Raw genomic sequence first — 25,100 nt, 5'->3', positions numbered from 1 at the left:
TTTTCCTATAATAGTATAAAGGCTCTGATCCCTTTAGGTAGCGCTTTCATGTATAAATCTTCTCAAATATTCAGTGATTGTTGAATACAAAAAACCGTCTTGTTTGTTCAATAATCAGTTCCCTTGAGAGGGTTTCATAAATTCTGTGGGTGTCTGCCCAGTTACTTTTTTGAACACTTGACTAAAATACTGTGCATTCCCACCGAAACCGAACATTTCAGCGAGCTCAAATACTCTTACATCACCACTATGCATAATGTGTTCTGATGCTTTAGTAATCCGGTAATTGGTAACGTAATTAGAGAATTTCTCCCCCGTGATTTTCTTAAATATTTTCCCGAGATAATCAGGATTCATATATAACATCTCAGCAGCGACTGAATTAAGTGACAGTTCCGCATTCTTATAATCATCCGCAATAATTTTGAACATTTTATCTACGATTAAGGATTGGCGACAGCGAAAATGACGATCATACATCGCTGTCAAACGAGCAGCAGCATCTTTTACATAGGCTTTAAGACCACTTAAAGTCCTGATCTCAGCCAGTTCCACCATACTTGAAGTAAAGGTATTTCTTTCATCAGGGACGGCTAAACGTATCATCGCAGAATACAATTGCAAAACATAAGATCGCGTTACATTAATATCCACACGCTGCTCAGCTAGCAGATTAAATAACCGCTCTAATTCAAACTCTACTGCACTTTGTTCGCCCGCCTTAATCAGCAGACAGATTTGCTCTTCATCTAGTTCAATGTCATTTCTTCCGCTTAGTTCATCACTAGGAATATCACTTCCTGTGATCAAACCTCCCTCTTCCATATAAAAACAGTGGTTAAGGCATTGCAGAGTCTGACGATACAATCTCCGTGAATGTATCATGAAGTCCGCGTCACTAATCGCAATGGTTACATCCACTTTATAAAATTTGTAGAACATTTTTCGTACATCAGAAATTCGTTCAAGCAGTGTACTATTCAGCGTAGTCTCTCCTTCGACTTCCATTAGTGTCAGAATAAATCCGCCTATCCTTGTACTAAGCAGCGTTTCTTGCAGCATATCCTGTGCAATATTTTGCAAAGCAAATAGTTGCTCATATTCATAAGAACCTTCCAGTCTGAACAAGATCAAACGCACCACTTTGTCATTTAATTCGATGCCTAGCAGCTCCTGATAATACTCTAAATCTTGACTCCCGTACGTTTTGTTAGAGATCCATTCCTTCAGAAATTGTTCCTTTACATGCGGTAGTACTTTAGTAAAACGTTGCTTCATGTCATTTACAAATTCCGTCCGGCCCTTAAGTTCATCGAGCTCTGCTACCAGTTCAATTAGTGCATCATGAATTTGATTTTCGTTGCAAGGCTTTAGCAAGTAATGTTTCACGCCGTGCTGCATAGCGATACAGGCGTAGTCAAAATCCTTATACCCAGTCAACATAACGAACTTCAACTCAGGAAATCGTTCACTACATTTCTGTACCAAGCCTAGTCCATCCAAACCGGGCATAGAAATATCAGTGATCACTATGTCAGGACGAAGCTCCTCTATTTTCTCCAAGGCTTCTATCCCGTTTCGCGCAGTACCCACAAGTTCCGTTCCTGCCTGTGCCCAGTCCACTACCTGAGATATGCCTTCTAGTATCAACCGTTCATCATCAACCAGCAGTAACTTATACATTCTCTTGCACTCCTTTTAAATAAGGTATACGTACATGTATTGTCGTTCCTTGACCTGGCTCACTTTCAATCACTGTACCCCATTCTGGGCCAAATACGATTTGAATACGCTCTGCGATGTTCGCTAACCCAATGCCTTCGCCACGTGTCTTAACTCTTCCCTGCTGTAAATCTTTGATGAACTCGGCACTCATCCCCGGCCCATTATCACTAACACGAATATCAAGGCCCTGTTCTTCCTCACTCACGGTTATAGAAATCGTGCAAGGCTCGATATTAGGCTCCAATGCATATCGGATCGCATTCTCGATCAACGGCTGAAGCGTCAGCTTCGGGATTAAAGCATCATGCAAATGTTCTGGAAAATCCATGCGGAAATCAAGTCTCTCGTCAAAACGCGTCTTTTGGATAATGACATAATTGCGCACAATGGTGAGCTCTTTTTCAATCGTAATCAACGGGTCTTTAAGACCAATCGAACTGCGAAACAAATAGCCGAGCGCTTCTACCATTTCTGAGATTTTAGCTTGCTTGTTCATCTTCGCTAACCAATTGATCGATTCAAGTGTATTGTACAAAAAATGCGGATTGATCTGTGCCTGCAATGCTTTAAGCTCGGTCTCTCTAATGATGAGCTGCTTCGCATAATTCTCATCGATAAGTTCTCTGATTCTGCGGATCATCATTTTAAAGGTTCTGTTAAGCTGGCTTACCTCGTCCTGCGCAGTTTGCGAAACGACACCTAGCGACTGTTCCTCCAGATTATCCAGATCTCCCTTTTCGATTTGTTTCATTTTTTTGGTCAGCTTTGAAATCGGGCGTACAATACTTCGGGCTAATCGATAGCCTAAGAGCAATCCAATTAGTAATATGAGCGCGAATATGATGACGACCAATTTTTTTACAAAAGTAATATGTTTGAACATCTCATTGAAGGGGGTCGCATTGATATACATCCATTCCATATAAGATGATTTAGTCTTCGTTATAAAATATGTTCCTTCTTCATACTTAGCCGTACGATAAAGCTCGGAACGTTCCGTTTCCGCTTTAAGCTCATTTGGCAGCAACATCGGAGTTTGGGGATAAACCGCTAGCCCTGAAGTCGCATCTGCAACAATTAACTGATCGCCATCCGAAGTGTTACTAGTGCTATCTGCAATAATACGATCAATCCGAATTCGAATGACCAGCGTCCCTAAATCGTCCAGCGTAAAGGTTGATCCGGTGTAAGATTTAATCTGCCGAACAGCCAGGAGTGAATTCTTATTCCCTTGGGGATACCACACAATACTACCGCTAGCTTCCTTAGCCAGAGGCTTTAATTGATCCTGGAGATCCTGTGATACACCTTCCCGATTACCCGCAGTCATAGCGCCGCCATTCGTATCCAACAACATCATGGAATAAACGTATTTCTCTGCTCCTGCAAAGGCAACTAACCTGTTAATGATTTTATTATGTAGGACCTGCCGCTCATATGGTTGAGGATCATCCTGTAACTGGCGAAGACATTCCTGAATTTGCTCATCAGAGACCACTGTAAAAGAAAGTTGTTCCAGCTCTCTCAAAGTACTCTCTATACTGATAGATGACATTCCCAGCACTTCAGATGCCTTTTCATAGATTTGCTTGTCATAAATTCGATAAACATACTGCAGGACGGTTAAAGAGAACAGAAAGGACAGCAGCAGCAAAAATGAAATGATCAATATCATTTTATTAAAAATTCCTGAACTCCTGTAAGCGCTAACATTCTTCCAAAACATAAGCATCCTCCAATTCACTCCAAACCCTTATTATGGGAAGTAATATTTATCATCACTATATCCTATCATAAATGATATTGAAGCATTTGGGAAAATTTACAACAAAAAGGACTTAAAGCGAAATCCAGAGTCAGAATTCACTTTAAGCCCCTATCCTGAGCCTAAGACACTCCTATAAAAGACTAACCAAGCATCATTCGATCATCCGCCAGTTTATGACCACTGATGGTCTCAAATTCTCCCAGCAGGCGTTCTACCGTAAGATCCTTTTTCCTTGTTTCATCAATATCAAGGATAATACGGCCTTTATCCATCATGATAAGACGATTGCCAAGACGTATAGCCTGCTCCATGTTATGGGTAACCATAAGCGTAGTCAGCTTCATCTCACGGACGATAGACTCTGTCAGTTTAGTAATCAGCTCCGCTCGTGAAGGATCAAGTGCCGCTGTATGTTCGTCTAATAACAAGATTTGCGGCTGGGTAAAGGTTGCCATTAGCAAACTCAGTGCTTGTCTCTCCCCACCAGATAATAACCCTACCTTTGCTCGCAGACGATTCTCCAATCCAATCCCGAGACGACTTAACTCCTCACGAAACATCGTCCGTCTCGCTGCATTTACACCAAACGATAGTCCTCTACTCTTCCCTCTTTTGTAAGCCATCGCTAAATTTTCTTCAATCGTCATCCGTGGAGCCGTACCTGCCATCGGGTCCTGAAAAACCCGTCCGATCCAGCGACTGCGGTGATATTCTGCTAAATGGCTGATCGAATTCCCTTCAATACTTGCTGAACCAAGATCCGGCTTCATCACACCAGAAATAATGTTCATTAGCGTCGATTTACCAGCACCGTTGCTTCCAATAATGGTAACAAAGTCACCGGGAAGAAGCTCCAAATCAATGCCAAGTAGCGCGATCTTCTCATCCGGTGTTCCAGGATTAAACAGCTTAGATACGTTATCCAGTTTAAGCATCGATGGTGCCTCCTCTCTTGCTGCTAAACGCTTGTTCAGCTAATTCAAGCGAACGTTTACGCGCCATATTCTTCTGCTTCAAGAAACGCTGAATCGATGGGAATACAAGTGCGAAAATAACGATAATCGCCGTAATCAGCTTAAGATCCGAAGGTCTCAACCATGGTACATACAAGGCTAGTGCAACTACGATTCGGTAAACAATAGATCCCAGAACAACTGCCAACGTCGCACGGAATACATTTCCAGCACCGAAAATGGCTTCACCAATGATTACCGAAGCTAATCCGATAACAATCATCCCTATTCCCATTGAGGAATCTGCAAAAGTGGAATACTGAGTGATCAATGCACCTGAAAGTGCCACCATTCCGTTGGATAAACTGACGCCGAGAATTGTCGTATTATCTGTGTTTACACCCAGACTACGGATCATTCTTGCATTATCTCCGGTAGCCCTTAAAGCAAGCCCAAGATCAGTACGCAAGAATAAATCCATTAGAATTTTCACGAATAAAACAATAAAAGGAAGAACAAGAAGTGGATTGATGGACGAGAACAACGTGGTATCACCCATTAGTGACCAGTTAGGCTTACCGCCAAAAATTCTCAGATTGATGGAATAAAGTGCGATCATCATTAGAATCCCGGATAATAATCCATTAATCTTACCCTTCGTATGTAGTAGACCGGTACACATTCCTGCCAGCATCCCACCTGCAATAGCAGCAAGCGTGGCTAACCAGGGTGCATAACCATTGGTAATCATAACGGCCGCAATAGCACCGCCAGTAGTAAAGCTTCCATCTACAGTCAAATCAGGAAAATCCAAAATGCGAAAAGTAATATACACCCCTAAAGCCATAAATGCATAGAGCAAACCCATTTCCACAGCCCCGAGCATTGAATCATACATAGAAGTCTTCTCCTTTCAAGCATCAAGGGGCGCCCTCATGGAATCGCCCCTATAGAATGTCTTATTGAATAATATTGTTAGCTTGATCGGCAACTTCTTTTTTCATCGCATCCGTCACTTCTATGCCTTGTGCGGCAGCGGCTTTAAGGTTAAGGATAAGATCGAGCTTTTCTTGCATCGTTACTTTCATATCTGCTGGCTTTTTACCATTCTTCAGAATGTCCACTGCCATTTGTCCAACTTGGTAACCATGATCGAAATATTTGAAGCCAACGGTTGCAAATGCGCCTTTTTCAACGGTATCCCGGTCACTGGAGAAGAACGGAATTTTCTTATCATTAGCCGTTTGAATGATCGTATCAACAGCACTCACTACTGTGTTATCCAAAGTAATGTAGAATGCATCTACACGACCAGCAAGTGATTCAGCAGCTTGCTTCACTTCAGAAGTATTCGTGATGGCTGCTTTCACAAGCTCAATGCCATGTTTATCCAGCTCTTTCTTAGCAATATCCGCCATAATCACAGCGTTCGGTTCACCTTCATTGATAACAATGCCCAGCTTCTTCACATTAGGAAATTGAGTAGCAATGAATTGCATTAATCTATTAATAGCTTCAGGATTCGTATCTGATACACCAGAAACATTTCCACCTGGGTGCTCCAGATCAGTTACGATCTTTGCATCGAGTGGATCAGTCACTGCTGCGAACAGTATCGGAGTGTCCTTACTTGATTTGCTAAGCGCTTGAACAACCGATTGAGCAGAAGGTGTTGCAATAGCCAATACCAAATCATTAGTGTCAGCTGCAATCTTCTGAGCAATGGTCAAGTTATTCGCAGGGTCAGCTTGAGCATTCTCAAGGTCAACCTTCAGGTTCTCTCCTTCAACAAGCCCGGCATCCTTCAAAGCAGCAAGAATACCTTCGCGTGTAGCATCAAGTGATGGATGTTCTACGTATTGCGAAATTGCGATTTTGTACGTTTTGGAATCAGCGGTTCCAGCATTCGTTGGCGCATTTCCAGTGCTTGTTGCGTTTCCTGAGTTTACAGCGGCATTATTGTTGCCACAGCCAGCAGCTACAAGCATGAAGCATAAGCTTAAACCTGCAAAAATGTTTCTCTTTTTCATTAAAGTACCCCATTTCATTAGATTATTAACGCGTGCATCAAAGTGAGCGACTCAGCATTATCACTTTTATCGATAAAAGCATTAAAGCATAAGCTTACACATACCTCACAAAAATGATGGAAATCTATTAAACCTATATTATATGGAGGTTGTTTATCCGTCAATCACTTATCCCACTTCCAGAGATCACAAATTTTATAGCGCATAACTCACCAATATAGGAAGGACTTGGTTATGTCTTACAGTGATTGCCTTGGTCCTCATTACATAAAAAAAAGCCCCCTGCACAAACTTAAACTACAGTTTGAACATGGAGCGTGTCATATGCCTAATAACCACAAAAAATTACTATCCACTGCTACTGTATTGCTCGCTGCCGTTTTATCAAGTACCGCATGCGGTTACTCTTCACAATCACAAAAACCCAAGGTAAACGCCGTAACTCCTGATGGCATGCAAGCCTCAAGTTATTATGAAAAGTCTTCCATCACCGATGCTCAAGGAAAGTACTGGATTCCACTCAAACCTGCGATTACTTCACTTGGCTATCGAATGAAAGATGATACTACTCATGGTGGATACACCAAAATTGGCTACAGTGATGTTATGTACATGCTGCGCCCTGGCTCTACTCAAGTCTTCTCCCTCGGTGAGAAAATCACATTACCGCAGGCACCTAGACGACAAGAAGGTCAAATCTATATCACACCGCTAGCTCTATCCAAATTTCTTCAAACGGAGGTGGGTTGGAATCCTCAGTCTGGTGAAATCAATATAGCCACACCGACCGACCATGAGGCTATTATAAAAACACCATCTGCTAAATCACTGGATGGATCAAAACCATTTCACATCCAAAGCATTTCTGAAGCAGACAAGAAGGAATTAGTTACTTATGCCAAAAAATTCTTAGGTGTACCTTATGAATTTGGTACCGGGCCTTATGAAGAGACTAAGAAATTTGATTGCTCTTCTTTTACAAGGCATGTATTCAAACAATTCGGTGTAAACTTACCGCGTCTAGCCAAGGATCAAGATAATATAGGTTCTCGCGTGCAACGCAGTGCACTAGATGTCGGCGATCTTATATTCTTCACTGTCCCAGGTCGGTTTGAAAGTGATGCTATACCCGGACATGTCGGTATCTACATTGGGGATGGAAAGTTCATTCATACCTGGGGTGATCCCGGGGTTCAGATCAGTGAGCTCGACTCAGGGTATTGGAGCAACGTAATCCTGCATATGCAGCGCATTCTGTAACCTACATTCACTGACTAAAGGCACCTATAAAGAAAGCCTGAATCCTCCGCTATGGAAGGGTTCAGGCTTCTTTGTTGCAGCATAAAGCGGTATTCTTAATCCCAATTCTTGCCCTTGCCACTTAAACGTACAAACAGCTTTACAAACTCTACAATCACTATAATTGCCAGTGCTGCAGCAATTACAATTCCCCACTGTAACCCGCTTAAATGTGAGACACCAAACCAGTCATTCAGTCCTGGGATGATAATCACCAGCACCAGCATAAGTGTAGAGATCAGTGATGCCCACAGCATATACCGATTGCTGAACCAGCCAATCTGGAACAACGATTTCGTATTGGATCTGACGTTAAATGCATGAGAAATTTGCAGCAATCCTAATGTGGCGAATGCCATCGTAACCGCAATTCCCTCATTGTAATGGGTATGTGCCCACTGGTATACAAACAGCGTAAGCGCCGCCTCTAATATACCCTGGTAGATGATCCCGATTCCCACGCCACCAGCAAAGATACTGCTGCTGGCTTTGCGTGGTTTCTTCGACATCAAATCATCCCCCGCCTTCTCAAGCCCAAGAGCTAATGCCGGTAGGGTATCGGTAACAAGATTAATCCACAGAATATGAATGGGCTCGAGTATCCGCCAGCCGATCATGGTTGCAATGAATAGCGTAAGCACTTCCCCAAGATTGGCTGAGAGTAGGAACTGGATGGCCTTACGGATATTGCTGTAAACCTTCCGTCCTTCTTCAACAGCAACAACTATGGTCGTAAAGTTATCATCAGCTAGCACCATATCTGAGACGCCCTTAGCTACATCCGTTCCTGTGATGCCCATCCCGACGCCGATATCTGATGATTTAAGCGCAGGAGCATCATTCACACCGTCACCCGTCATGGCAACAATCTTCCCTTTTTTCCTCCACGCCTTAACGATCCGAACTTTATGTTCAGGAGATACACGTGCATAAACCGAATAATTAGTGACTTTCTCAGCAAATTCCTCTTCACTGAATTTATCCAGCTCACTGCCGGTCAATACGCCTGTCTCATCTTCGATAATACCTAATCTTTTAGCAATGGCCGCTGCAGTATCTCGATGATCTCCTGTAATCATTACAGGTCTAATCCCCGCTTTACGACAGATAGCTACCGCATCCCGTACTTCCTCTCGTGGAGGATCAATCATACCGACTAAACCGATAAATACAAGTTCTTTCTCCGTAGCTTCCGGGGAGAGGTTAGTCGGTAGCTGCTGTTCATCTCTGAAAGCAAATGCCAGCACCCGCAGTGCATCATTCGCAAGCATTGTATTACTTTCCATGATATGTCGTGAATGTTCATCATTAAAAGGAACGATCTCTCCATCCACATAGATATGGCTGCATTTGGACAAAAGCACATCTGGTGCACCTTTCGTTAACACACGATAACGTCCGTTCTCAACTTCATGAATCGTCGTCATCAGCTTGCGATCGGAGTCAAATGGCAGTTCATTTTTACGTGGGAATTTCTTTTCTAAATCCCTTTTATCAGTACCTATACTGAGCGCGTAGTCCACTAACGCTGTTTCCGTTGGATCCCCGATAATCGCTTTACCACTCTTAGTTTGTGGGTCCTTAGCTCCTTTATTCCCTCCAGGTTCTTCAGAAGAATTTCCTTCGTCAATGCTGGAATCATTACAAAGCGTCATAGCCTGAAGCAATAGTTCACCACCCGGTGTCCCTTCAAGGCCTTCAGCAGCTTCTTTCGTAGTTCCATTGACATGCACTTTTTCGACAGTCATCTTGTTTAGAGTCAAAGTACCTGTCTTGTCAGAGCAAATAATTTCGGTGCTTCCGAGCGTTTCTACAGCAGGGAGTTTGCGAATGATCGCTTTACGTTTAGCCATCCGCTGCACTCCGAGTGCCAAGATAATCGTCACAATTGCTGGCAGCCCTTCAGGAATCGCTGCTACTGCAAGTGAGATCGAGGTGAGAAGCATATCCAGCAGCTCTCTACCCTCAAATATACCGACGGCAAAAATGACTACACAGACACCAAGAATAATAAAGGTGAAATATTTTCCTAGTTCATCCAGTTTCTTTTGCAGCGGTGTTACATCATTCTCTTCCTCCGAGATAAATCCAGCAATCCTGCCGACTTCAGTCTGCATTCCTGTAGCTGTGACGACACCAACCGCTCTACCGTAAGTTACATTGCTGCTCATATAAGCCATATTGGTGCGATCCCCAATAACAATATCGCTTCCTTCAAGCACACCTATCTTCTTTTCTGAAGGTAATGATTCTCCGGTCAATGCGGCTTCCTCTGTTTTCAAAGAAGCAGCTTCTAACAGTCTAATATCCGCCGGAACTACATTTCCAGCTTCCAGCAATACGATATCCCCAGGTACGAGATCTTCACTTTTAATCTCTGAGACCTGTCCTCCACGTCGCACTCTGGCATGCGGAGAGGACATACTTTTCAGGGCATCTAGCGCCTGCTCTGCCTTATTTTCCTGAATAACGCCAAGTACCGCATTCAGGATGACTACCAACAAAATAATGACTGTATCTGTCCATTCTCCCAAAACCCCAGACAATACTGCCGCCACTAGCAAAATAAAGATCATTACATTTTTAAATTGTTCAATAAATTTTCCTAGCAGAGATTTGGTTTTTGCTTCTTGAAGTACGTTCTTCCCATACTGCTCCAGAAGTTTAGCGGCTTCACCGGAAGACAAACCATCTTTCCTAGTTTCCAGCCTTTTGAGCACTTCTTCCTCACTTAGTGTATGAAAAGGTACCTGCCCCTGCGATTTTGGATCATTTGAGTTCAAGACAATAGCCTCCTTCCGGGATTGAGATTCTGGTAAAACCTCTCATATGAGTCTTACCCAAAAAAGGCACGGTGATTCTAGAACGTTATGTACAATTTTAGAAATTAAGCTGTTCCGTCTGCTTGACTCGATCATAGCTCTTGAATCTAGTCCCTTGATAAAGGAGTTCTCCTCGATCCCCTTCTACAATCAGACCAAAATCCTGATCTCTAACCTGCAATTCCAAGCGTCCACCATCTTCAAACTCAAACGTCACATAATAACTAGTATGTGCGCTCGATTCACCCGATCCACCCCATACCTCAGTCCGTTTCGTTACAGCTTTAGAGCTAGCTTTTATCAAGGGACTTGCGTTGTTGGCTATCCAGCTTCTCACTGATTTATAAATTATAAAGACGAAAACACCTAGAATAAACAAAGCAAATAATTTAAAAAATAGGGGCATCTCATGAATGAAACTTCCGAAAAAGCTTCGTTTATCAAAACCGTTAAAATCCTGCCATTCGCTCAAATTCATTCCTCCTGACTGATAGAAGATAATAAAAGTCTTCTTTTCTACGAAATACGTCATTTTTCCCGTTCGGTTTCTTGTTTTCATCGTTTTCAAATGAATTTTTTTCACAAAACAATTTGGAATCAAATGATAAGGTATGGTATGCTTTTTATACTACATACAGTTGGGAGGTGTTATTTCGGTGCAATATATAGCGCGCTTGTCACTACTTTGGTTTCTTCGTATAGTCCTAATTCTGGGAATGATGTTTTCTTTTCCACCGGTTTGGTCTGGAGGATTATTCACTACGGAGCAAGAATCAACGACAACCGAAATTGAACGCTTCGAGCGAAAGTTTATAGCTCCCGTAAGGACGGTACCCCAAATAACTCCTCAAATAGGAGCCATCAAAATAACTGAACAGTGGGGAACTAAATCTATTGCGGTAGCCGCGATACTCCCTGTGCTTTCTTTTGTATTCCGTCCTGTGATCTATAAATTCTTGCTTCGACTGCGACTGTACCTGTTAAAATTCACTTCTCACTTTCTAATATCACGCAATGCGAATTTCATCTCTATCTTAAATGATTGTTACTGAGGGTCATTTAGAACTTCCATTGATAAAAATTCGAAGAAAGCGAAATAATTATAAGACACCTAAATGTAGGCTAGACTTTCATGGATTATAGAGAATCGGATTTAACGGGAATCGGTAAAAATTTGTTATGCAAACTTACTTCTAGCATAGGAATCAAAATGGATCTATAAATTATTGGATACAGTATATAAATTAAAGAAGTGACATGCTGTTAAAATTATCCCAAAAAGCTGTCGCTACCTACGAAATGAATAAAGTTGTTTCCCCTGCTAAAGGAGGAAAAACATTGCAGACTAAGACAACACAACATAAACAATTACGTAAAAATTCAGTATTCCGAGTTCTTACCGTTATTGCAGGAGCACTACTTGCCGCAGTAGGATTAGAGTTATTTCTCATACCACATGGGCTTGTAGTTGGTGGAATCACAGGTTTATCGGCATTATTCGCTCATACCACTGAGATGCGGCTGGGATTGTTTCTTTTTCTATTCAATCTACCTTTTATATTCATGTCTCGAAAGCAAGTGAATCTTCGCTTTGCTCTGTATACCGTTCTAGGATTAGCTTGCTTGACCATCGCTTCTCTTGCTCTACACCGTTTTCCTGCAGTGATTAGTGATCCTTTACCTGCTGCTATGGCAGGTGGCATATGTTTAGGACTCGGTATCGGTATATCTGTCCGATTTGGTGGTGTGAACAAACATGCAAGTGATCAAGGATATTCACTTCTGAGTGGTGGACCGCCAAAGTCAACCGAAGTCGTCATCATGATTCTGAACTGTGCTATTTTGCTTATAGCAGGCACACTATTTGGCTGGGAGCAAGCCATGTACTCCATTATTGCTTACTTATTGGCCTTCGAAGGTGTGAGATTCTCACTCCGAGGGTTATCCGATTCACGCGCTGCATGGATTACCAGCAATAGTTGCATGGATATCCAGGAAGCTCTCGAAAACTCATTAAATCGAGAAGTTGGGCTTGCTGAAGGCTCCGGGCAAAATGGAGAGCTGAGCACATTGTTTTGTCTCATCAACAAAATGGAAGAACATCAATTGCGGACCATTGTTCTTAATTGTGATCCTGACAGCCAAATAGTGCTCAAATCAGCTGCCAGTGATCAAAGATTGAGTAATCTGCCATCCTAACTATTAGGGCAGTACGATGAGTAGGATGATTACGTCTTCTTTGTTTGAAGGTAACCTTTATGATTCCACGTAATAGAAATAGCGTTTCTCCCGTGTATGGGGGGAGCGCTACTTTTGCGATATCAACCGAGGTTCTTTCGCTGGAATTGCGATATCCTGCAAAAGTACATCTTTTGGCTCAGATATCCGCTCCATTAAGCCCAAATCCTGCAAATGTACAGGAATATCCTCATTTATGGCTCGAAAGCTTCTTCTGATGCAAGAATTCCTGCAGATTTGCAGGAATCAATACTTTAACCCTCCTCGTATCATCTAAAGATGTACTATTGCAGGATTTTCACCGGAAAATTATTGGTTAGTCTACGTTCGTTAATCAGTATTCGTCAGTCGGCGTTCATTAATCAACGTTAATGAGCCAGTGTTTGTTTGTCTGCTTTTCCCTAGAATTCATCCTTGATTCACACAAAAAAAAGCTGTCTCAAAAGCAGCATTCACTACTTTTGAGACAGCCTCTACTCCTTTAGCTAGCTGAGAATTAGAGCTAAGATCTAGCCTATACTCGCTAGCAAACTTTCCTAACGGAACATTCCCCACAAACGGATCAAGTGGAAGGTGTTGTTTGGATCAATTTTCTGAGCGATAATAAATTTCACAATTTGGTCTTCCTGCGTCGAGGTCAGTTTCTCGTTCAGTACACCTGACGCATTCCGTACCAACCTGCGAACAACTGCCGTGTCCTGTAGCTCTTGTTTCGAGACGCCGTTAATCATATTTTTAATACGATCTTTGACAGTCGCGTTTTTCATCTTCAGCTTGATGCGTTCCACGAGCTGAGGGCTAATTCCGAATTGTTGATAACCCAAGTGTAGCACCTCCCGTCATATCCAATCTTTCACAGTATATGAGGCTTAGGAGCTAGATGTGCCTACTTAGTCAATTAATTCCCCTTGGAAAATTTGCTCGCCTTGTAAATAATGCCGAAGAGGTGCATATTCAGGAGATGTCCAGAACTTCTCATCCTTAAGCAGCTCTGCCACATCATCACGCGCCTGCTCCAGCACTTCAAAGTCAGCCGTCATATCCGCCAAGCGAAACTCCGGTAATCCACTCTGCTTGGTTCCAAAAAAATCACCTGGACCACGCAGCTCCAAATCTCTCCGCGAAATCTCAAATCCATCATCGGTGTCCGTCATAGCAGTCATTCGTTCACGCCCGATTTCAGATTTCGGATCAGCCACTAGTACACAATAAGAGGCATGCTGACCTCTACCAACCCGTCCACGAAGCTGGTGCAGCTGTGATAATCCGAACCGGTCTGCATCCATAATAATCATCAACGTGGCATTAGGAACGTCTACACCCACTTCTACAACCGTTGTGGATACTAAGAGTTGCAGTTCATTGTTGTAAAATGCTCGCATCACTTCATCTTTTTCAGCTGGAGACATCTTTCCATGCAAAAGCCCAACTTTATAGTTAGGAAAAGCTTGGCTCATCTGAATATGTAAATCTATAGCATTCTGTACATCCAGTTTCTCCGATTCTTCAATGAGCGGACAGATCAGATAAGCCTGACGTCCCAGCTCTATTTCACGCTTAATCAGATTTAGGACACGATCCATGAGATCATGCTTGACCCAATAACTAGTTATTGGCACTCGGCCTTTCGGTCTTTCCGACAGCGTGGATACATCCATATCTCCAAAAACAGAGATCGCAAGTGTACGTGGAATAGGTGTTGCAGTCATCGTAAGTACATCCGGATTATATCCTTTACGCCGCAATACACCTCGCTGGTTTACACCAAACCGATGCTGCTCGTCCGTAACTACAAGACCCAGATCACGGAAAAATACATCCTCCTGAATCAATGCATGCGTTCCTACAACAATATCGAGCATCCCCATTTGTAGTGAAGCTAACAATTCTTTACGTTTCCGTCCAGTTACGCTCCCTGTTAACAGACCAACCGTAATTCCAAACGGCTCAAACATCTTCGTAAGTGAACGCATATGCTGCTCTGCTAAAATCTCAGTGGGCACCATAAGCGCACCCTGAAAACCAGATCGCACGGTGGCAAAAAGCGCGACGGCAGCTAGTACCGTTTTGCCGGAACCCACATCACCTTGAAGCAGTCGATTCATGCAATATGGTGATCGCAGATCATGTAAGATCTCCAGCTCTACTCGTTTCTGAGCATCTGTAAGCTCAAAAGGTAAGCTGCGAACAAACTGGCGCACGGTTGCGTTATCTACAGTATGAACTACACCATCCATCCTACCGCGATTGAGTACCCGGAATGCCTGCATCTTCAACTGGAACAGAAACAACTCCTCATACACCATCCTGCGGCGTCCCTGCTGCCCTTCACGCGTATCCTCTGGCCTATGAATGGTAGCAATCGCCCGTTTACGGGGCATAAAATCATATTGCCGCATAATAGAATGTGGTAGTATCTCGGGAATTAAATCTCCATACTGTTGAAGCGCCTGATTAATACTTTTCCTGATCCACGACTGCGTGATCTTTCCACCGACGGAATAGACCGGCTGTAGAGTCCCTGTCTTCCCTTCCCCACGATCGGGGAATTCAAAATCCGTCACTGTAATTTGATTTCGCTTCTGATCCCATTTACCTGTGAGTACAATTTCTCTCCCCACAGTAAGTTGCTCACGCACGTAATGACGATTAAACCATGTAGCTGTGAACATCCAAGGCTCAGCAACCATTTTACAACTAAGTCGTGACTTGCCTCCAAAACGTTGCAGTACAGGGATACCGATCACTTTAGCCTCTGTAGTCACTTTATCCCCATGTTTGGTTTCACTCAGCGAGCGCGGGCGATAATCCTCATAACGGAACGGATAATACTCTAACAAATCCTTTACTGTAAAGACGCCAAAGGCGTGAAGCTCGCTTTGCTTTTGAGCACTCACGCCAGTTATGTTTTTTACTTCAATTTGATTTAATGACAGTGTCATATTCATCCCTCATTTTGCAGGCCAAATGAATACAGCTAACGTACCGTTTCCGACATGGCTGCCCACGACAGGGCCGACGTTCGTCAGCACTTTCTCTTCTAGTGTAAAATGTCCTGACAGCTCTTTCAGGAACTCTTCACCGGAAGCCGGTTCAGCCGTATGACCCACGGCCACATTGATTTTGTCTACACCTTGAATATCCTTCTTAAATAATTCAATCATACGGGCAATAGCCTTCTTACGGCCTCTAACTTTCTCCACCGCATATATTATTCCTTCTGCATCAATAGACAGGATCGGCTTAATATTAAGAAGCGTTCCCAGAATGGCCGAGGCCTTTCCGATTCTCCCGCCTTTTTGTAAATATTCAAGTGTATCTACCAAGAAGTAAAGCTTACGAGATTGGCGAAGACTTTCTACAGCTTCAAGAATCGCTTCGGGACTCTTATCTTCAGCAGCCAATCTGGCGGCTTCCACCACCATAAATCCAAAACCGTAAGAAGCGGAGAGAGAATCTACTACAGTGATCCCTTCTCCCTCTTCCTCCAACATCGATTTAGCCAATAGTGCTGATTGGTACGTACCGCTTAGTCCAGAAGAAATATGAAACGAAAGGATAGGACTTCCCGGGTAACGTTCCAAAATATCTCGATACACATTCATGTATTCAACCGGTGAGGGTTGAGAAGTAGTCGGCAACTGTGACGAGCGGGGAAGTCGCTCATAGAACTGCTCCGGCGTCATATCCAGATTGTCCCGGAAAGCCTCTTCGCCGAACATCAAGGTCAACGGGACGACCTCAATGCCATACGCTTCCGCCATTGCTGGCGGGATATCAGATGTGCTGTCGGTGACGATAATGGTACGATTCATGGATTATCTCCCCCATACTATAATTTTGCCAACTACGTAATTAGCAAGTTGCTCCTGAATTGTTATAGAACCCTCAGCATCTACCTATGGCTCTACGGAGAAAAGATAATAATAAAGGGGTTGGCCACCCTCATGAATCTCTACTTCCACATTCGGGTAAGTCTCTTCCAGCCACTCGCTTAAGGAATCTGTGACCTCAGAATCAGTTTCTGCTCCAATAAGGATCGTAACGATTTCATCGCCATTCTCAAGCATGTTGGACAGCAACGCCTGACTTGCAGCTAACAGATCATCTGCGGCAGCGACAATTTTGGAGTTCGAAATTCCGATAAATTGCCCGGATTTAATCTCCAGATCATCAAAGCTTGTATCACGGACAGCATTTGTTACTTGTCCCGACTTGACCTGTGAGATTGCTTCTAGCATGTTCCCAGAATTAGTCTCCACAGAATCCTCTTCTTGGAACGCAAAGGCTGCAGCGATTCCTTGAGGAATGCTTTTACTTGGAATAACCGTAATCTCACGTTCGCCCTCCAAGAGATCTTTAGCTTGCTGAGCGGCAAGAACAATATTGGAGTTATTCGGCAGAATGTATACATGCTTCGCAGATATAGAAGAAATCGCGTTCACGAAATCCTCTGTGCTAGGGTTCATAGTCTGACCTCCAGCTAGGACAACATCCACACCGAGGCTTTTGAAAATATCTGCAATCCCAGCGCCTGATGATACTGCGATGAATCCGTAAGGTGCCAAATCATCTGCTGGTGGTTCGGCTGGAGCTGATTGTACCCGGCTCTGTTCATCCGGCATATCGGCGAAAACATCTGGCATAGGTGCAATATCCATCCCTGCAGTTAACAAGTCACGGTGTTGCTCACGCATATTGAGAATATGAATCTGCGTAATTTCCCCATAGAGAAGTGCCAGATTCAAAACTTCACCTGGAGCCTTGGAATGCACATGCACTTTAATGGTTTCATCATCCGAAATTACAATAATGGAATCACCATTTACTGACAACGCTTTCCTAAAGGTTTCCTCATCAAAATCCGTTCTCACGTTACCACCTAACTGGCGATTAATGAAGAACTCCATATCATATAGAAATTCTATGTCCTCTGTAGAAAGCTGTGATTGTGCAGAAGACTGTACAGAAGACAGTTCGCTTTCAGGTTTCTTTAACACCGGTACCGTTGTTGGCACGACTGGTGCCTGAGGTTGTCCTTTTACAGGTTCAGACACACCGGAGCTTCCGCTCGTCAGATGCTGGTGAAACCCTTCATAAATATAGACCAGTCCTTGACCGCCAGAGTCTACGACACCGACTTGCTTCAAGACAGGCAATTGTTCCGGTGTATAGGCTAAAGCTTCCTTTGCTTTGGCCAATACCTCTGTCATGAGCTCTGTAACATCTGTAGTTCGGCGAGCATAGTAGACAGCATGTCTTGCAGCCTCTTTAGCCACTGTAAGAATAGTTCCTTCTACAGGCTTTACAACTGCTTTATAGGCTGCGTCCACTCCGCTTTGCAATGCAGCAGCAAATTGCTGTGTGTTTAGCTCATCATGTTGAGCTGCAGATCTGCTAAAGCCTCTGAACAATTGAGATAAAATAACTCCGGAGTTCCCCCGTGCGCCCATTAACAAGCCCTTAGAGAGTACACCTGCACATTGACCGACAGACGTTGTATTATTTTTCTTCAATTCATTCGAACCTGCGGTCATCGTCAAATTCATGTTAGTTCCGGTATCTCCGTCTGGAACCGGAAAAACATTTAGGGAATTGACGTGTTCTGCATGCTGTTGCAGCTTATCCGCTCCAGCCAATACCATAGCGGTAAAATCTGTTCCGTTTATAGAACGCTTACTCAATTGAGAATTCCCCTTCCTAACTTCATGCCTAATCATTCTATGATTAACAGGACATAATGCACTAATTTACATTGTACTATAAGTATTAAAAGAAATAAATGTTTTTGAATCGGTTGACGTAGCAAAATTTGCTGTGATATTATAGATAAGTATTGTTTTATGCAGGTGTTAGGAATAAGGAGGTGTAATCTATGTCCCGCAAATGTGCAGTAACAGGCAAGAAACCGAGCAGCGGCAACCACGTGTCTCACGCCAATAACCGCAACCGTCGTTCTTGGGGAGTTAACGTTCAGAAGGTCCGTATCCTCGTGAACGGTAAACCAAAACGCGTGTACGTCAGCACCCGTGCTTTGAAAGCCGGTAAAGTTGAACGCGTTTAGTCTTTTGCAATTTTAAAGACCGAGCGATCACTCATATGAAGCAAAAAGCACCCTTTACATTTGTAAGGTGCTTTTTTTCATGTTTTCTTTTCTGTTCCAAGCCCAAGATCAACTCTTCTGAAATGTGTTCAAAATCGCTTTAACAAAACCTCCCAAAAACCTTGGCAGCTTAAACGTGTAAAATTTCATGGTTTACCCTCCCATCAATTCATGCCGTACGCAGGAGACTTTCTTCTTGTTCTAACGGTAACGTACTGCAGTCCTCCCTGCCAAAACAAAAAAGGCTACATGAGATTTCTGCTCATGTAACCATATTTATGCGTCGAGGACTTGGCCTATACCTTTAGTCGTAATAGCCTATTTTTTTAACGAAGCGCCGCTTCGGCTGCTTCTCGAATCTCAAGGATCGCTGCAGCACGATCACTCCGGCCAAAAACTGCATTTCCTGCAACTAAAACATCCGCCCCTGCACTGACAACCAATGGCGCTGTAGCTTCCGAAACACCACCATCGACTTCAATAAGTAGATCTGGATTGACTTCATTCGCCCATTCTCTAATTTGAGTAATTTTGCGCAAAGTGTTAGGAATGAATGCTTGACCTCCAAAGCCAGGATTGACGGTCATCACGAGAATCATATCCACATCCTCAAGCACCTCACGCACCGCTGATGCCGGAGTGCCAGGATTAATAGCTACTCCTGCCTTAAGACCCAATTCCTTGATCTGATGCACCACACGGTGTAAATGAACGCAAGCCTCAGCGTGAACAGTAATCACACTAGCGCCTGCGGCAGCAAAATCAGAAATGTAACGTTCTGGAGACTCAATCATTAAGTGAACGTCTAGTGGAAGCTTGGTATGTAACGAGACCGCTTTTACAATTGGTGGACCAAGCGTTATATTCGGCACAAAATGCCCGTCCATTACATCCACATGGATCCAATCCCCGCCACTGACCTCAGCTTCTGCAACCTCTGAACCTAAACTTGCGAAATCGGCAGACAATATAGATGGTGCAATTCGTATCATGACTTAGTACCTCCGCTTTTTATCTTTCATTTCATTAAAAAATAATTTGTAATGTTCATACCGGCTATCAGCGATATTCCCAGCTTTCCATGCCTCGATAACTCGGCAGCCTGGTTCATGCTGATGACTACAACCACGGAATTTACAATCCCCAGCATAGTTAGCAAATTCACGGAAACAAGTAGAGAGCTCTTCAACCCCAAGCTCAAGAAAATCAAGCTGACTAAAACCAGGGGTATCCGCTACAAAGCCGCCCCCGCCAATATCCATTAATTCAACATGGCGGGTAGTATGACGACCACGGCCCAGACGTAAGCTGATCTCACCTGTCTCCAGTTTAAGTCCTGGCACAATACGATTCAATAAGGTCGACTTTCCTACCCCAGATTGTCCGGCAAATACACTAATACCACCAGTAAGCCGCTCTCTTAGTTCATCACTGCCAGCTCCTGTAATTGAGCTTGTAACCATCACTTCATAACCAATATCCTCATAGAGCTCTTTAACATACTTAGTGGCTTCACCATTATCATTAGCCAAATCCTGTTTGGTCAGAACGATTAAGGGTTCCAGTCCCGAGTGCTCAATATGAACTAGGAACTTGTCCAATAGATTCAGGTTCATATCAGGCTCCCGCACAGAAAATAATAGAACGGCAAGGCTTACATTCGCTACAGGTGGACGAATTAACTCAGATTCTCTAGGGAGAAGCTCATCCACCATCCCTTCACCATGCTCAGTCAGCATATAGATCACGCGGTCACCTACAAGAGGAGCGATCCCCTTTTTCTTAAGTATGCCTCGGCCTCTGCATTGAACTGAAACTTCCTCTGTTGCAATTAATCCTTCACGAAGCGGTTTTACGTAATAATATCCGCTTAACGCCTTTACTATTATTCCTTCAGGCATACATAGTGAGCCTTCCTCTCCTGATTTTGCGAAAATGACCCAAGTTTGAACATCCCCGGGTCACTTCGCTGCCACAACTATTCAAGCACTTCTGCCCTGATTAGTTATCGCTTTTATCTTTAGATTTGTCTTTGTTTTTATTATTATGCTTGTCATCATTTTTATTACTGTTCTTGTTGTTACCACTATTGGTCGATTCATTATTCACCGAATTGTTAGTAAGGAATCCCGTCTGATTGACTGATCCAGTATTAGTAGACCCTTCGTTGTCTGAACTTGGAGGCAGGATCTCAGGCTCAATGGTCGGTTCAGCAGTAGGTGTAGGATCTATCGGTGTCTGAGTCGGCTGCGGAGTCGGAACCGTCGGTGGTTCAGGTTCTTGCACCGTGCCATTCTTCGCATCAATATATGGAATCACATAAGTGTCTAAAAGCACACCATCTCGGGTAACAATAACAGAGCCATCTTTATTCGGAGCAAGCACTAGATTAACGGACAACACTTGGCTCTTTCCAATGGTACGCGTTCCCCAATCTTGTTTTTCACCATTATTGCGCGCATCAACGAATTCAATTCGAATCTTGCTCTTCTTTCCATCCTGTGCAGGAGCTACTGGTACATTAAAGGTATAATTCAGGGCTTCAGGTGGATAACCTGTACTTAAGTAAATCGTAATCGCTGTTCCAGGTGGAACAGAGGTACCTTTCTCATAAGCCCAAGTCTTCGTTACCTTACCTTCATCAACTGTGAAGCTGGATTCTTCCTTTACATCTCCGAGGACCAGTTTGGATTCTTCCAAAAGCGCCTTAGCTTCACTCTCCGTCTTACCGATGAGGTCTGGCATCGTGACACTTTCTTCTCCTTTGCTAACGTAGAGGGTGATTGAAACCGTCTCTGGATCAAACTCGCTGTCAATGGCTGGGTCTGATTTTACAACCTTACCCACCTCCATATTTTCATCGAAGAGAGGTTCATTCTTAATTTGATTCTGGGGTACACCCTTTGCTATTAGCGCTTTAACCGCTTCGTCAAAGCTTAAATTTGTAACATCTGGCATCTTAGTTAATGGTTTCGCCGTATTCACAGTTAGTATTAGGGAGGCTCCCTTTTTCACTTTGGCGTCCTTTTCCCTACTTTGCTTCATGACCACATTCTCTTCGAAATTCGGACTGTAGTCATACAGTATAGGATCAGCAACCTCAAGCCCCAAATCCTCAAGTTCAGTCTTCGCTTGTTCCAGCTGTTTACCGACCACGTATGGAACCGATACCTCAGGAACAACTAATTGGGATTTAACGTACCACACGAGACTGGCCATAGCCAGCAGTAACACTAAAGTTAAACCAATCCATAATGCAGGTTTAGTCCATTGTTTTTTACCTTTTTTCACAGGTACCGGATCGTCATCATCATCTTCATCATTATCCATCCGGTCGTGGCGATGATTACGATTTCCATTGCTTCTTTGGATCGGTTTAATCGCTGGTATTACCCGCGTTCGATCCTCGTCTTCCTCATCGTTAAAAAGAACTTTTGCTTCACTACGGCGCTCCGGCAACAAGCAGGTTTCTAAATCCTGCAGCATTTGCTTTGCAGACTGATAACGCTCTTCCGGATTTTTACGCATCGATCTTAAAATTACATTCTCAACGCTTTGCGGAATAAGTGGATTTATGAGCCTTGGCTCTTCAAACTCTTCTTGCAGATGCTTTAGAGCTACGCTAATCGGACTCTCCCCTAAGAATGGAAGACTTCCGGTAAGCATTTGATAGAGTACAATCCCTAATGAATACAGATCGGATTTCTCTCCTGTTGAGACACCTTTAGCATGCTCTGGTGAGAAATAATGAACGGAACCTACTACAGAGCCTGTCTGAGTAATGGTAGTAGATGTTACCGCACGAGCAATACCGAAATCCGTTACCTTCACCCGGCCATTGCGCCCGATCAATATATTATGTGGTTTAATATCCCGATGAATAATTTGATTCTGATGAGCGTGATCAAGTGCATCACAGATTTGTGAAGCGATCCTTACGGACTCGTCAACCTGTAATGGTGCTCGTTCTTTTATAATTTCATTAAGATTCTTGCCCTCAATATATTCCATGACAATATAATGAATTTCGTCTTCTTGTCCTACATCGTAAATACTAACCACATTCGGATGAGACAAAGATGCAGCTGATTGCGCCTCACGCCTAAAACGGCGGATAAATTCCTCGTCATGAACAAATTGATTACGCAATACTTTGATGGCGACGTTTCGGTTTAAAAGAATGTCATGTGCTCTATAGACGAGCGCCATTCCACCTCCGCCGATCCGTTCGATGACTTGGTAACGGCCGCCCAGTTCGTGACCGATCATCAATCCCACTCCTTTGTTTCGGGCACAGCGGCCTCTCCATGATGTTCTAACAAAGCGACGCTAATATTATCGCCGCCGCCAGCAAGCAGTGCCAACTGAAGTAAGCGGTCCGCTCTTTCCTCTAACGGTATCTCATGTATTCCCGCTACCTTGCCCAAATGCTCATTGTTAACAAAATTACTTAAACCATCACTGCAGAGAAGCAAAAGTTCCCCAGGTAGCAGGGTAACAGGGGCTAAATCAACCAGCACCTCAGCATCTGTTCCAAGTGCTCTCGTCAGCACATTCCGTCTCGGATGATTATCTAATTCCTCCACACTGATCTGACCGTTCTTGAACAGCTCATTGACTAGCGTGTGATCTTCGGTTAATTGAACTGCTGCACTGTCCTTTATTAAATAGGCTCTGCTGTCTCCGATGTGGCCAATATATCCGTTTGAACCATTCATCAGGGCAGCAACGACAGTAGTACCCATATTGTGGTACTTATCGTCGCTGGAAGCCTCCTTGAAGACAGTGCTGTTAGCTTCCAAAATAGCAGCTGATAACGCATCACGCAGTGCTTCGTCCTGAAGCTCAGGCAGGAGCCCGTCTAGGGTATTCCTCATCGTCTCCAAAGCAAGCCTGCTCGCGGTTTCACCAGCCTGATGTCCACCCATCCCATCGGCAATTATGCCGAGTGTATAACCGTGGCGCGTCGCGCCGATCCAGACCGAATCCTCATTGACAGAGCGCACTCGGCCAATATCGCTGGCATGAACTGTTCTGATCAAATATCCTCACCCCAACTCCATATGTTTGGCACGCAGCTGTCCGCATGCGGCCGCGATATCATGGCCTTGCTCACGGCGAATGGTAACATTCACGCCGTTGTCAGCCAAAATACGTTGAAACTCAAAGATATCATTACGTGAAGTACGTACATATTTCCGCTCTGGCACGTGGTTTACTGGAATCAAATTGACGTGGCACAGCATGTTCTTAAGCACACCTGCTAATTCCTCAGCATGCTCCGGCTGATCATTCACCCCGCCGATCAATGCATACTCAAAGCTGACCCGTCGCCCCGTCTTAGCTTGATAATAACGTAAAGATTCAATCACATCATCAAACGGAAAGCGGCGGTTAACTGGCATTAGCTTCGAACGCAGTTTGTCGTTAGGTGCATGAATCGAAATCGCCAAATTTATTTGTGTATCTTCTTCTGCAAATTTATAAATGCTCGGCACAATCCCGCTAGTGGAAACAGTAATATGCCGTTGTCCGATATTTAGACCTTTCTCATGAATCATAAGACGCAAGAATCTCATTGTTGCATCATAGTTCTCAAACGGCTCACCAGTACCCATGATAACAATACTGCTGACACGTTCACCCCGCTCATCCAAGATCTGTTGAGAGCGTACAACCTGAGCTACAATTTCACCCGCTGTCAAATCACGTTTCAATCCACCAAGCGTAGAGGCGCAGAAAGTACAGCCGATTCGGCAGCCTACTTGAGTTGTTACACAAACGCTATTTCCATAATTATGTTTCATGATAACTGTCTCGATCGCATGATCATCATGCAATCCAAACAGGAATTTTACTGTTCCATCTTTCGATTCCATTTTAGTAATCTCAGTGAGCGCTGCAATGGAGAATTGCTCGTTCAGCTTCTGACGAAGTCCTTTAGACAAATTGCTCATGGATTCGAAGTCACTTACACGTTTTACATACAACCAATCAAAAATCTGTCCACCACGAAAAGCAGGCTCACCGTTATCTTTCGCCCACTGCTGTAACTCTTCTAAAGAAAAATCATATATTAAAGGTTTCATTATTATTAGCACCTGTTCTTTCATAAGGATATGCGTATTATTTCTCATTCTTCCTATTTTAACACAAATTTCA

Annotated in this window: 21 protein-coding genes; 4 read left to right on the top strand and 17 right to left on the bottom strand. The window is 43.6% G+C overall.

The window, feature by feature from the left end:
- Window positions 1–114 precede the first annotated feature (114 nt).
- From MKX41_RS05400 to MKX41_RS05380, 5 genes are all read right to left on the bottom strand, one after another.
- The gene (locus MKX41_RS05400; protein ID WP_340969016.1) at window positions 115–1,683 is read right to left on the bottom strand and encodes a response regulator transcription factor; all 1,569 of its coding nucleotides are present in this window, start codon (window positions 1,681–1,683) and stop codon (window positions 115–117) included.
- Complete coding sequence (locus tag MKX41_RS05395; RefSeq protein WP_339803013.1) at window positions 1,676–3,451, bottom strand: sensor histidine kinase; 1,776 nt, start codon at window positions 3,449–3,451, stop codon at window positions 1,676–1,678. Before MKX41_RS05395 ends, MKX41_RS05400 begins: the two co-directional genes overlap by 8 nt.
- A gap of 182 nt (window positions 3,452–3,633) precedes the next feature.
- A complete protein-coding gene (locus MKX41_RS05390) occupies window positions 3,634–4,428 on the bottom strand; it encodes an ABC transporter ATP-binding protein (RefSeq protein WP_340969014.1) in 795 nt (264 codons plus the stop codon).
- Window positions 4,421–5,344, bottom strand: coding sequence for an ABC transporter permease (locus tag MKX41_RS05385; RefSeq protein ID WP_076282900.1), 924 nt, complete (start codon window positions 5,342–5,344; stop codon window positions 4,421–4,423). Before MKX41_RS05385 ends, MKX41_RS05390 begins: the two co-directional genes overlap by 8 nt.
- A 61-nt stretch (window positions 5,345–5,405) precedes the next feature.
- Window positions 5,406–6,476, bottom strand: coding sequence for an ABC transporter substrate-binding protein (locus tag MKX41_RS05380; protein ID WP_042187416.1), 1,071 nt, complete (start codon window positions 6,474–6,476; stop codon window positions 5,406–5,408).
- Window positions 6,477–6,800: 324 nt separating this feature from the next.
- Between MKX41_RS05380 and MKX41_RS05375 the strand changes: the two genes are divergently transcribed.
- A complete protein-coding gene (locus MKX41_RS05375; protein WP_340969012.1) occupies window positions 6,801–7,736 on the top strand; it encodes a C40 family peptidase in 936 nt (311 codons plus the stop codon).
- Between the two features lie 95 nt (window positions 7,737–7,831).
- Here MKX41_RS05375 and MKX41_RS05370 read toward each other — a convergent pair whose 3' ends face one another.
- Together MKX41_RS05370 and MKX41_RS05365 are read right to left on the bottom strand one after the other, a co-directional pair.
- Window positions 7,832–10,558 (bottom strand): calcium-translocating P-type ATPase, SERCA-type, encoded by a 2,727-nt coding sequence (locus MKX41_RS05370; RefSeq protein ID WP_340969010.1) that lies wholly within the window; start codon window positions 10,556–10,558, stop codon window positions 7,832–7,834.
- Between the two features lie 97 nt (window positions 10,559–10,655).
- Complete coding sequence (locus MKX41_RS05365; RefSeq protein ID WP_340969009.1) at window positions 10,656–11,069, bottom strand: DUF2500 domain-containing protein; 414 nt, start codon at window positions 11,067–11,069, stop codon at window positions 10,656–10,658.
- 184 nt (window positions 11,070–11,253) lie between these two features.
- Here MKX41_RS05365 and MKX41_RS05360 point away from each other — a divergent pair, with 184 nt between their 5' ends.
- Both MKX41_RS05360 and MKX41_RS05355 read left to right on the top strand, forming a co-directional pair.
- Window positions 11,254–11,649, top strand: coding sequence for a hypothetical protein (locus tag MKX41_RS05360; protein WP_149644195.1), 396 nt, complete (start codon window positions 11,254–11,256; stop codon window positions 11,647–11,649).
- 286 nt (window positions 11,650–11,935) lie between these two features.
- Window positions 11,936–12,796, top strand: coding sequence for a YitT family protein (locus MKX41_RS05355; protein ID WP_339247458.1), 861 nt, complete (start codon window positions 11,936–11,938; stop codon window positions 12,794–12,796).
- Between the two features lie 575 nt (window positions 12,797–13,371).
- Here the strand turns inward: MKX41_RS05355 and MKX41_RS05350 are convergent.
- The 4 genes from MKX41_RS05350 to MKX41_RS05335 form a co-directional block, all read right to left on the bottom strand.
- Window positions 13,372–13,659, bottom strand: a complete 288-nt coding sequence (locus MKX41_RS05350) for a stage VI sporulation protein F (protein WP_042187408.1) — start codon at window positions 13,657–13,659, stop codon at window positions 13,372–13,374.
- A gap of 66 nt (window positions 13,660–13,725) precedes the next feature.
- Window positions 13,726–15,777 (bottom strand): ATP-dependent DNA helicase RecG, encoded by a 2,052-nt coding sequence (gene recG / locus MKX41_RS05345; protein ID WP_076282907.1) that lies wholly within the window; start codon window positions 15,775–15,777, stop codon window positions 13,726–13,728.
- 9 nt (window positions 15,778–15,786) lie between these two features.
- Window positions 15,787–16,650, bottom strand: a complete 864-nt coding sequence (locus MKX41_RS05340; RefSeq protein WP_076282908.1) for a DegV family protein — start codon at window positions 16,648–16,650, stop codon at window positions 15,787–15,789.
- Between the two features lie 84 nt (window positions 16,651–16,734).
- Window positions 16,735–18,519 carry a DAK2 domain-containing protein gene (locus tag MKX41_RS05335; protein WP_340969006.1) on the bottom strand — a complete coding sequence of 595 codons (1,785 nt, stop codon included), beginning with the start codon at window positions 18,517–18,519 and terminating at the stop codon, window positions 16,735–16,737.
- 191 nt (window positions 18,520–18,710) lie between these two features.
- Here MKX41_RS05335 and rpmB point away from each other — a divergent pair, with 191 nt between their 5' ends.
- The gene (gene rpmB, locus MKX41_RS05330; RefSeq protein ID WP_036686205.1) at window positions 18,711–18,899 is read left to right on the top strand and encodes a 50S ribosomal protein L28; all 189 of its coding nucleotides are present in this window, start codon (window positions 18,711–18,713) and stop codon (window positions 18,897–18,899) included.
- 108 nt (window positions 18,900–19,007) lie between these two features.
- Here the strand turns inward: rpmB and spoVM are convergent, their stop codons facing one another.
- From spoVM to rlmN, 6 genes are all read right to left on the bottom strand, one after another.
- Window positions 19,008–19,088, bottom strand: coding sequence for a stage V sporulation protein SpoVM (spoVM, locus tag MKX41_RS05325; protein ID WP_020431362.1), 81 nt, complete (start codon window positions 19,086–19,088; stop codon window positions 19,008–19,010).
- A 176-nt stretch (window positions 19,089–19,264) separates the two neighbouring features.
- Window positions 19,265–19,930: a ribulose-phosphate 3-epimerase gene (gene rpe / locus MKX41_RS05320; RefSeq protein WP_076282910.1), complete on the bottom strand. Its 666-nt coding sequence runs from the start codon at window positions 19,928–19,930 to the stop codon at window positions 19,265–19,267.
- A 3-nt stretch (window positions 19,931–19,933) separates the two neighbouring features.
- The gene (gene rsgA, locus MKX41_RS05315) at window positions 19,934–20,839 is read right to left on the bottom strand and encodes a ribosome small subunit-dependent GTPase A (RefSeq protein ID WP_042187397.1); all 906 of its coding nucleotides are present in this window, start codon (window positions 20,837–20,839) and stop codon (window positions 19,934–19,936) included.
- A gap of 100 nt (window positions 20,840–20,939) precedes the next feature.
- Window positions 20,940–23,207 (bottom strand): Stk1 family PASTA domain-containing Ser/Thr kinase, encoded by a 2,268-nt coding sequence (pknB, locus tag MKX41_RS05310; protein WP_076282911.1) that lies wholly within the window; start codon window positions 23,205–23,207, stop codon window positions 20,940–20,942.
- On the bottom strand, window positions 23,207–23,980 hold the full coding sequence (locus tag MKX41_RS05305; protein ID WP_094868546.1) for a Stp1/IreP family PP2C-type Ser/Thr phosphatase: 774 nt from the start codon (window positions 23,978–23,980) through the stop codon (window positions 23,207–23,209). Before MKX41_RS05305 ends, pknB begins: the two co-directional genes overlap by 1 nt.
- 6 nt (window positions 23,981–23,986) lie before the next feature.
- Window positions 23,987–25,027 carry a 23S rRNA (adenine(2503)-C(2))-methyltransferase RlmN gene (gene rlmN, locus MKX41_RS05300; RefSeq protein WP_042187390.1) on the bottom strand — a complete coding sequence of 347 codons (1,041 nt, stop codon included), beginning with the start codon at window positions 25,025–25,027 and terminating at the stop codon, window positions 23,987–23,989.
- Window positions 25,028–25,100 lie beyond the last annotated feature (73 nt).

It is taken from the genome of Paenibacillus sp. FSL R5-0475, from assembly GCF_038004585.1.
Lineage (GTDB): Bacteria > Bacillota > Bacilli > Paenibacillales > Paenibacillaceae > Paenibacillus_AQ.
This window is presented reverse-complemented; position numbering and strand designations above follow the sequence as displayed.

Excerpts from the sequence above, each read along its gene's own strand:
- MKX41_RS05400 (WP_340969016.1), bottom strand. The coding sequence starts at position 1,683 with ATGTATAAGTTACTGCTGGTTGATGATGAACGGTTGATACTAGAAGGC.
- MKX41_RS05395 (WP_339803013.1), bottom strand. The coding sequence starts at position 3,451 with ATGTTTTGGAAGAATGTTAGCGCTTACAGGAGTTCAGGAATTTTTAAT.
- MKX41_RS05390 (WP_340969014.1), bottom strand. The coding sequence starts at position 4,428 with ATGCTTAAACTGGATAACGTATCTAAGCTGTTTAATCCTGGAACACCG.
- MKX41_RS05385 (WP_076282900.1), bottom strand. The coding sequence starts at position 5,344 with ATGTATGATTCAATGCTCGGGGCTGTGGAAATGGGTTTGCTCTATGCA.
- MKX41_RS05380 (WP_042187416.1), bottom strand. The coding sequence starts at position 6,476 with ATGAAAAAGAGAAACATTTTTGCAGGTTTAAGCTTATGCTTCATGCTT.
- MKX41_RS05375 (WP_340969012.1), top strand. The coding sequence starts at position 6,801 with ATGCCTAATAACCACAAAAAATTACTATCCACTGCTACTGTATTGCTC.
- recG (WP_076282907.1), bottom strand. The coding sequence starts at position 15,777 with ATGACACTGTCATTAAATCAAATTGAAGTAAAAAACATAACTGGCGTG.
- MKX41_RS05340 (WP_076282908.1), bottom strand. The coding sequence starts at position 16,650 with ATGAATCGTACCATTATCGTCACCGACAGCACATCTGATATCCCGCCA.
- rpmB (WP_036686205.1), top strand. The coding sequence starts at position 18,711 with ATGTCCCGCAAATGTGCAGTAACAGGCAAGAAACCGAGCAGCGGCAAC.
- spoVM (WP_020431362.1), bottom strand. The coding sequence starts at position 19,088 with ATGAAATTTTACACGTTTAAGCTGCCAAGGTTTTTGGGAGGTTTTGTT.
- rpe (WP_076282910.1), bottom strand. The coding sequence starts at position 19,930 with ATGATACGAATTGCACCATCTATATTGTCTGCCGATTTCGCAAGTTTA.
- rsgA (WP_042187397.1), bottom strand. The coding sequence starts at position 20,839 with ATGCCTGAAGGAATAATAGTAAAGGCGTTAAGCGGATATTATTACGTA.
- pknB (WP_076282911.1), bottom strand. The coding sequence starts at position 23,207 with ATGATCGGTCACGAACTGGGCGGCCGTTACCAAGTCATCGAACGGATC.
- rlmN (WP_042187390.1), bottom strand. The coding sequence starts at position 25,027 with ATGAAACCTTTAATATATGATTTTTCTTTAGAAGAGTTACAGCAGTGG.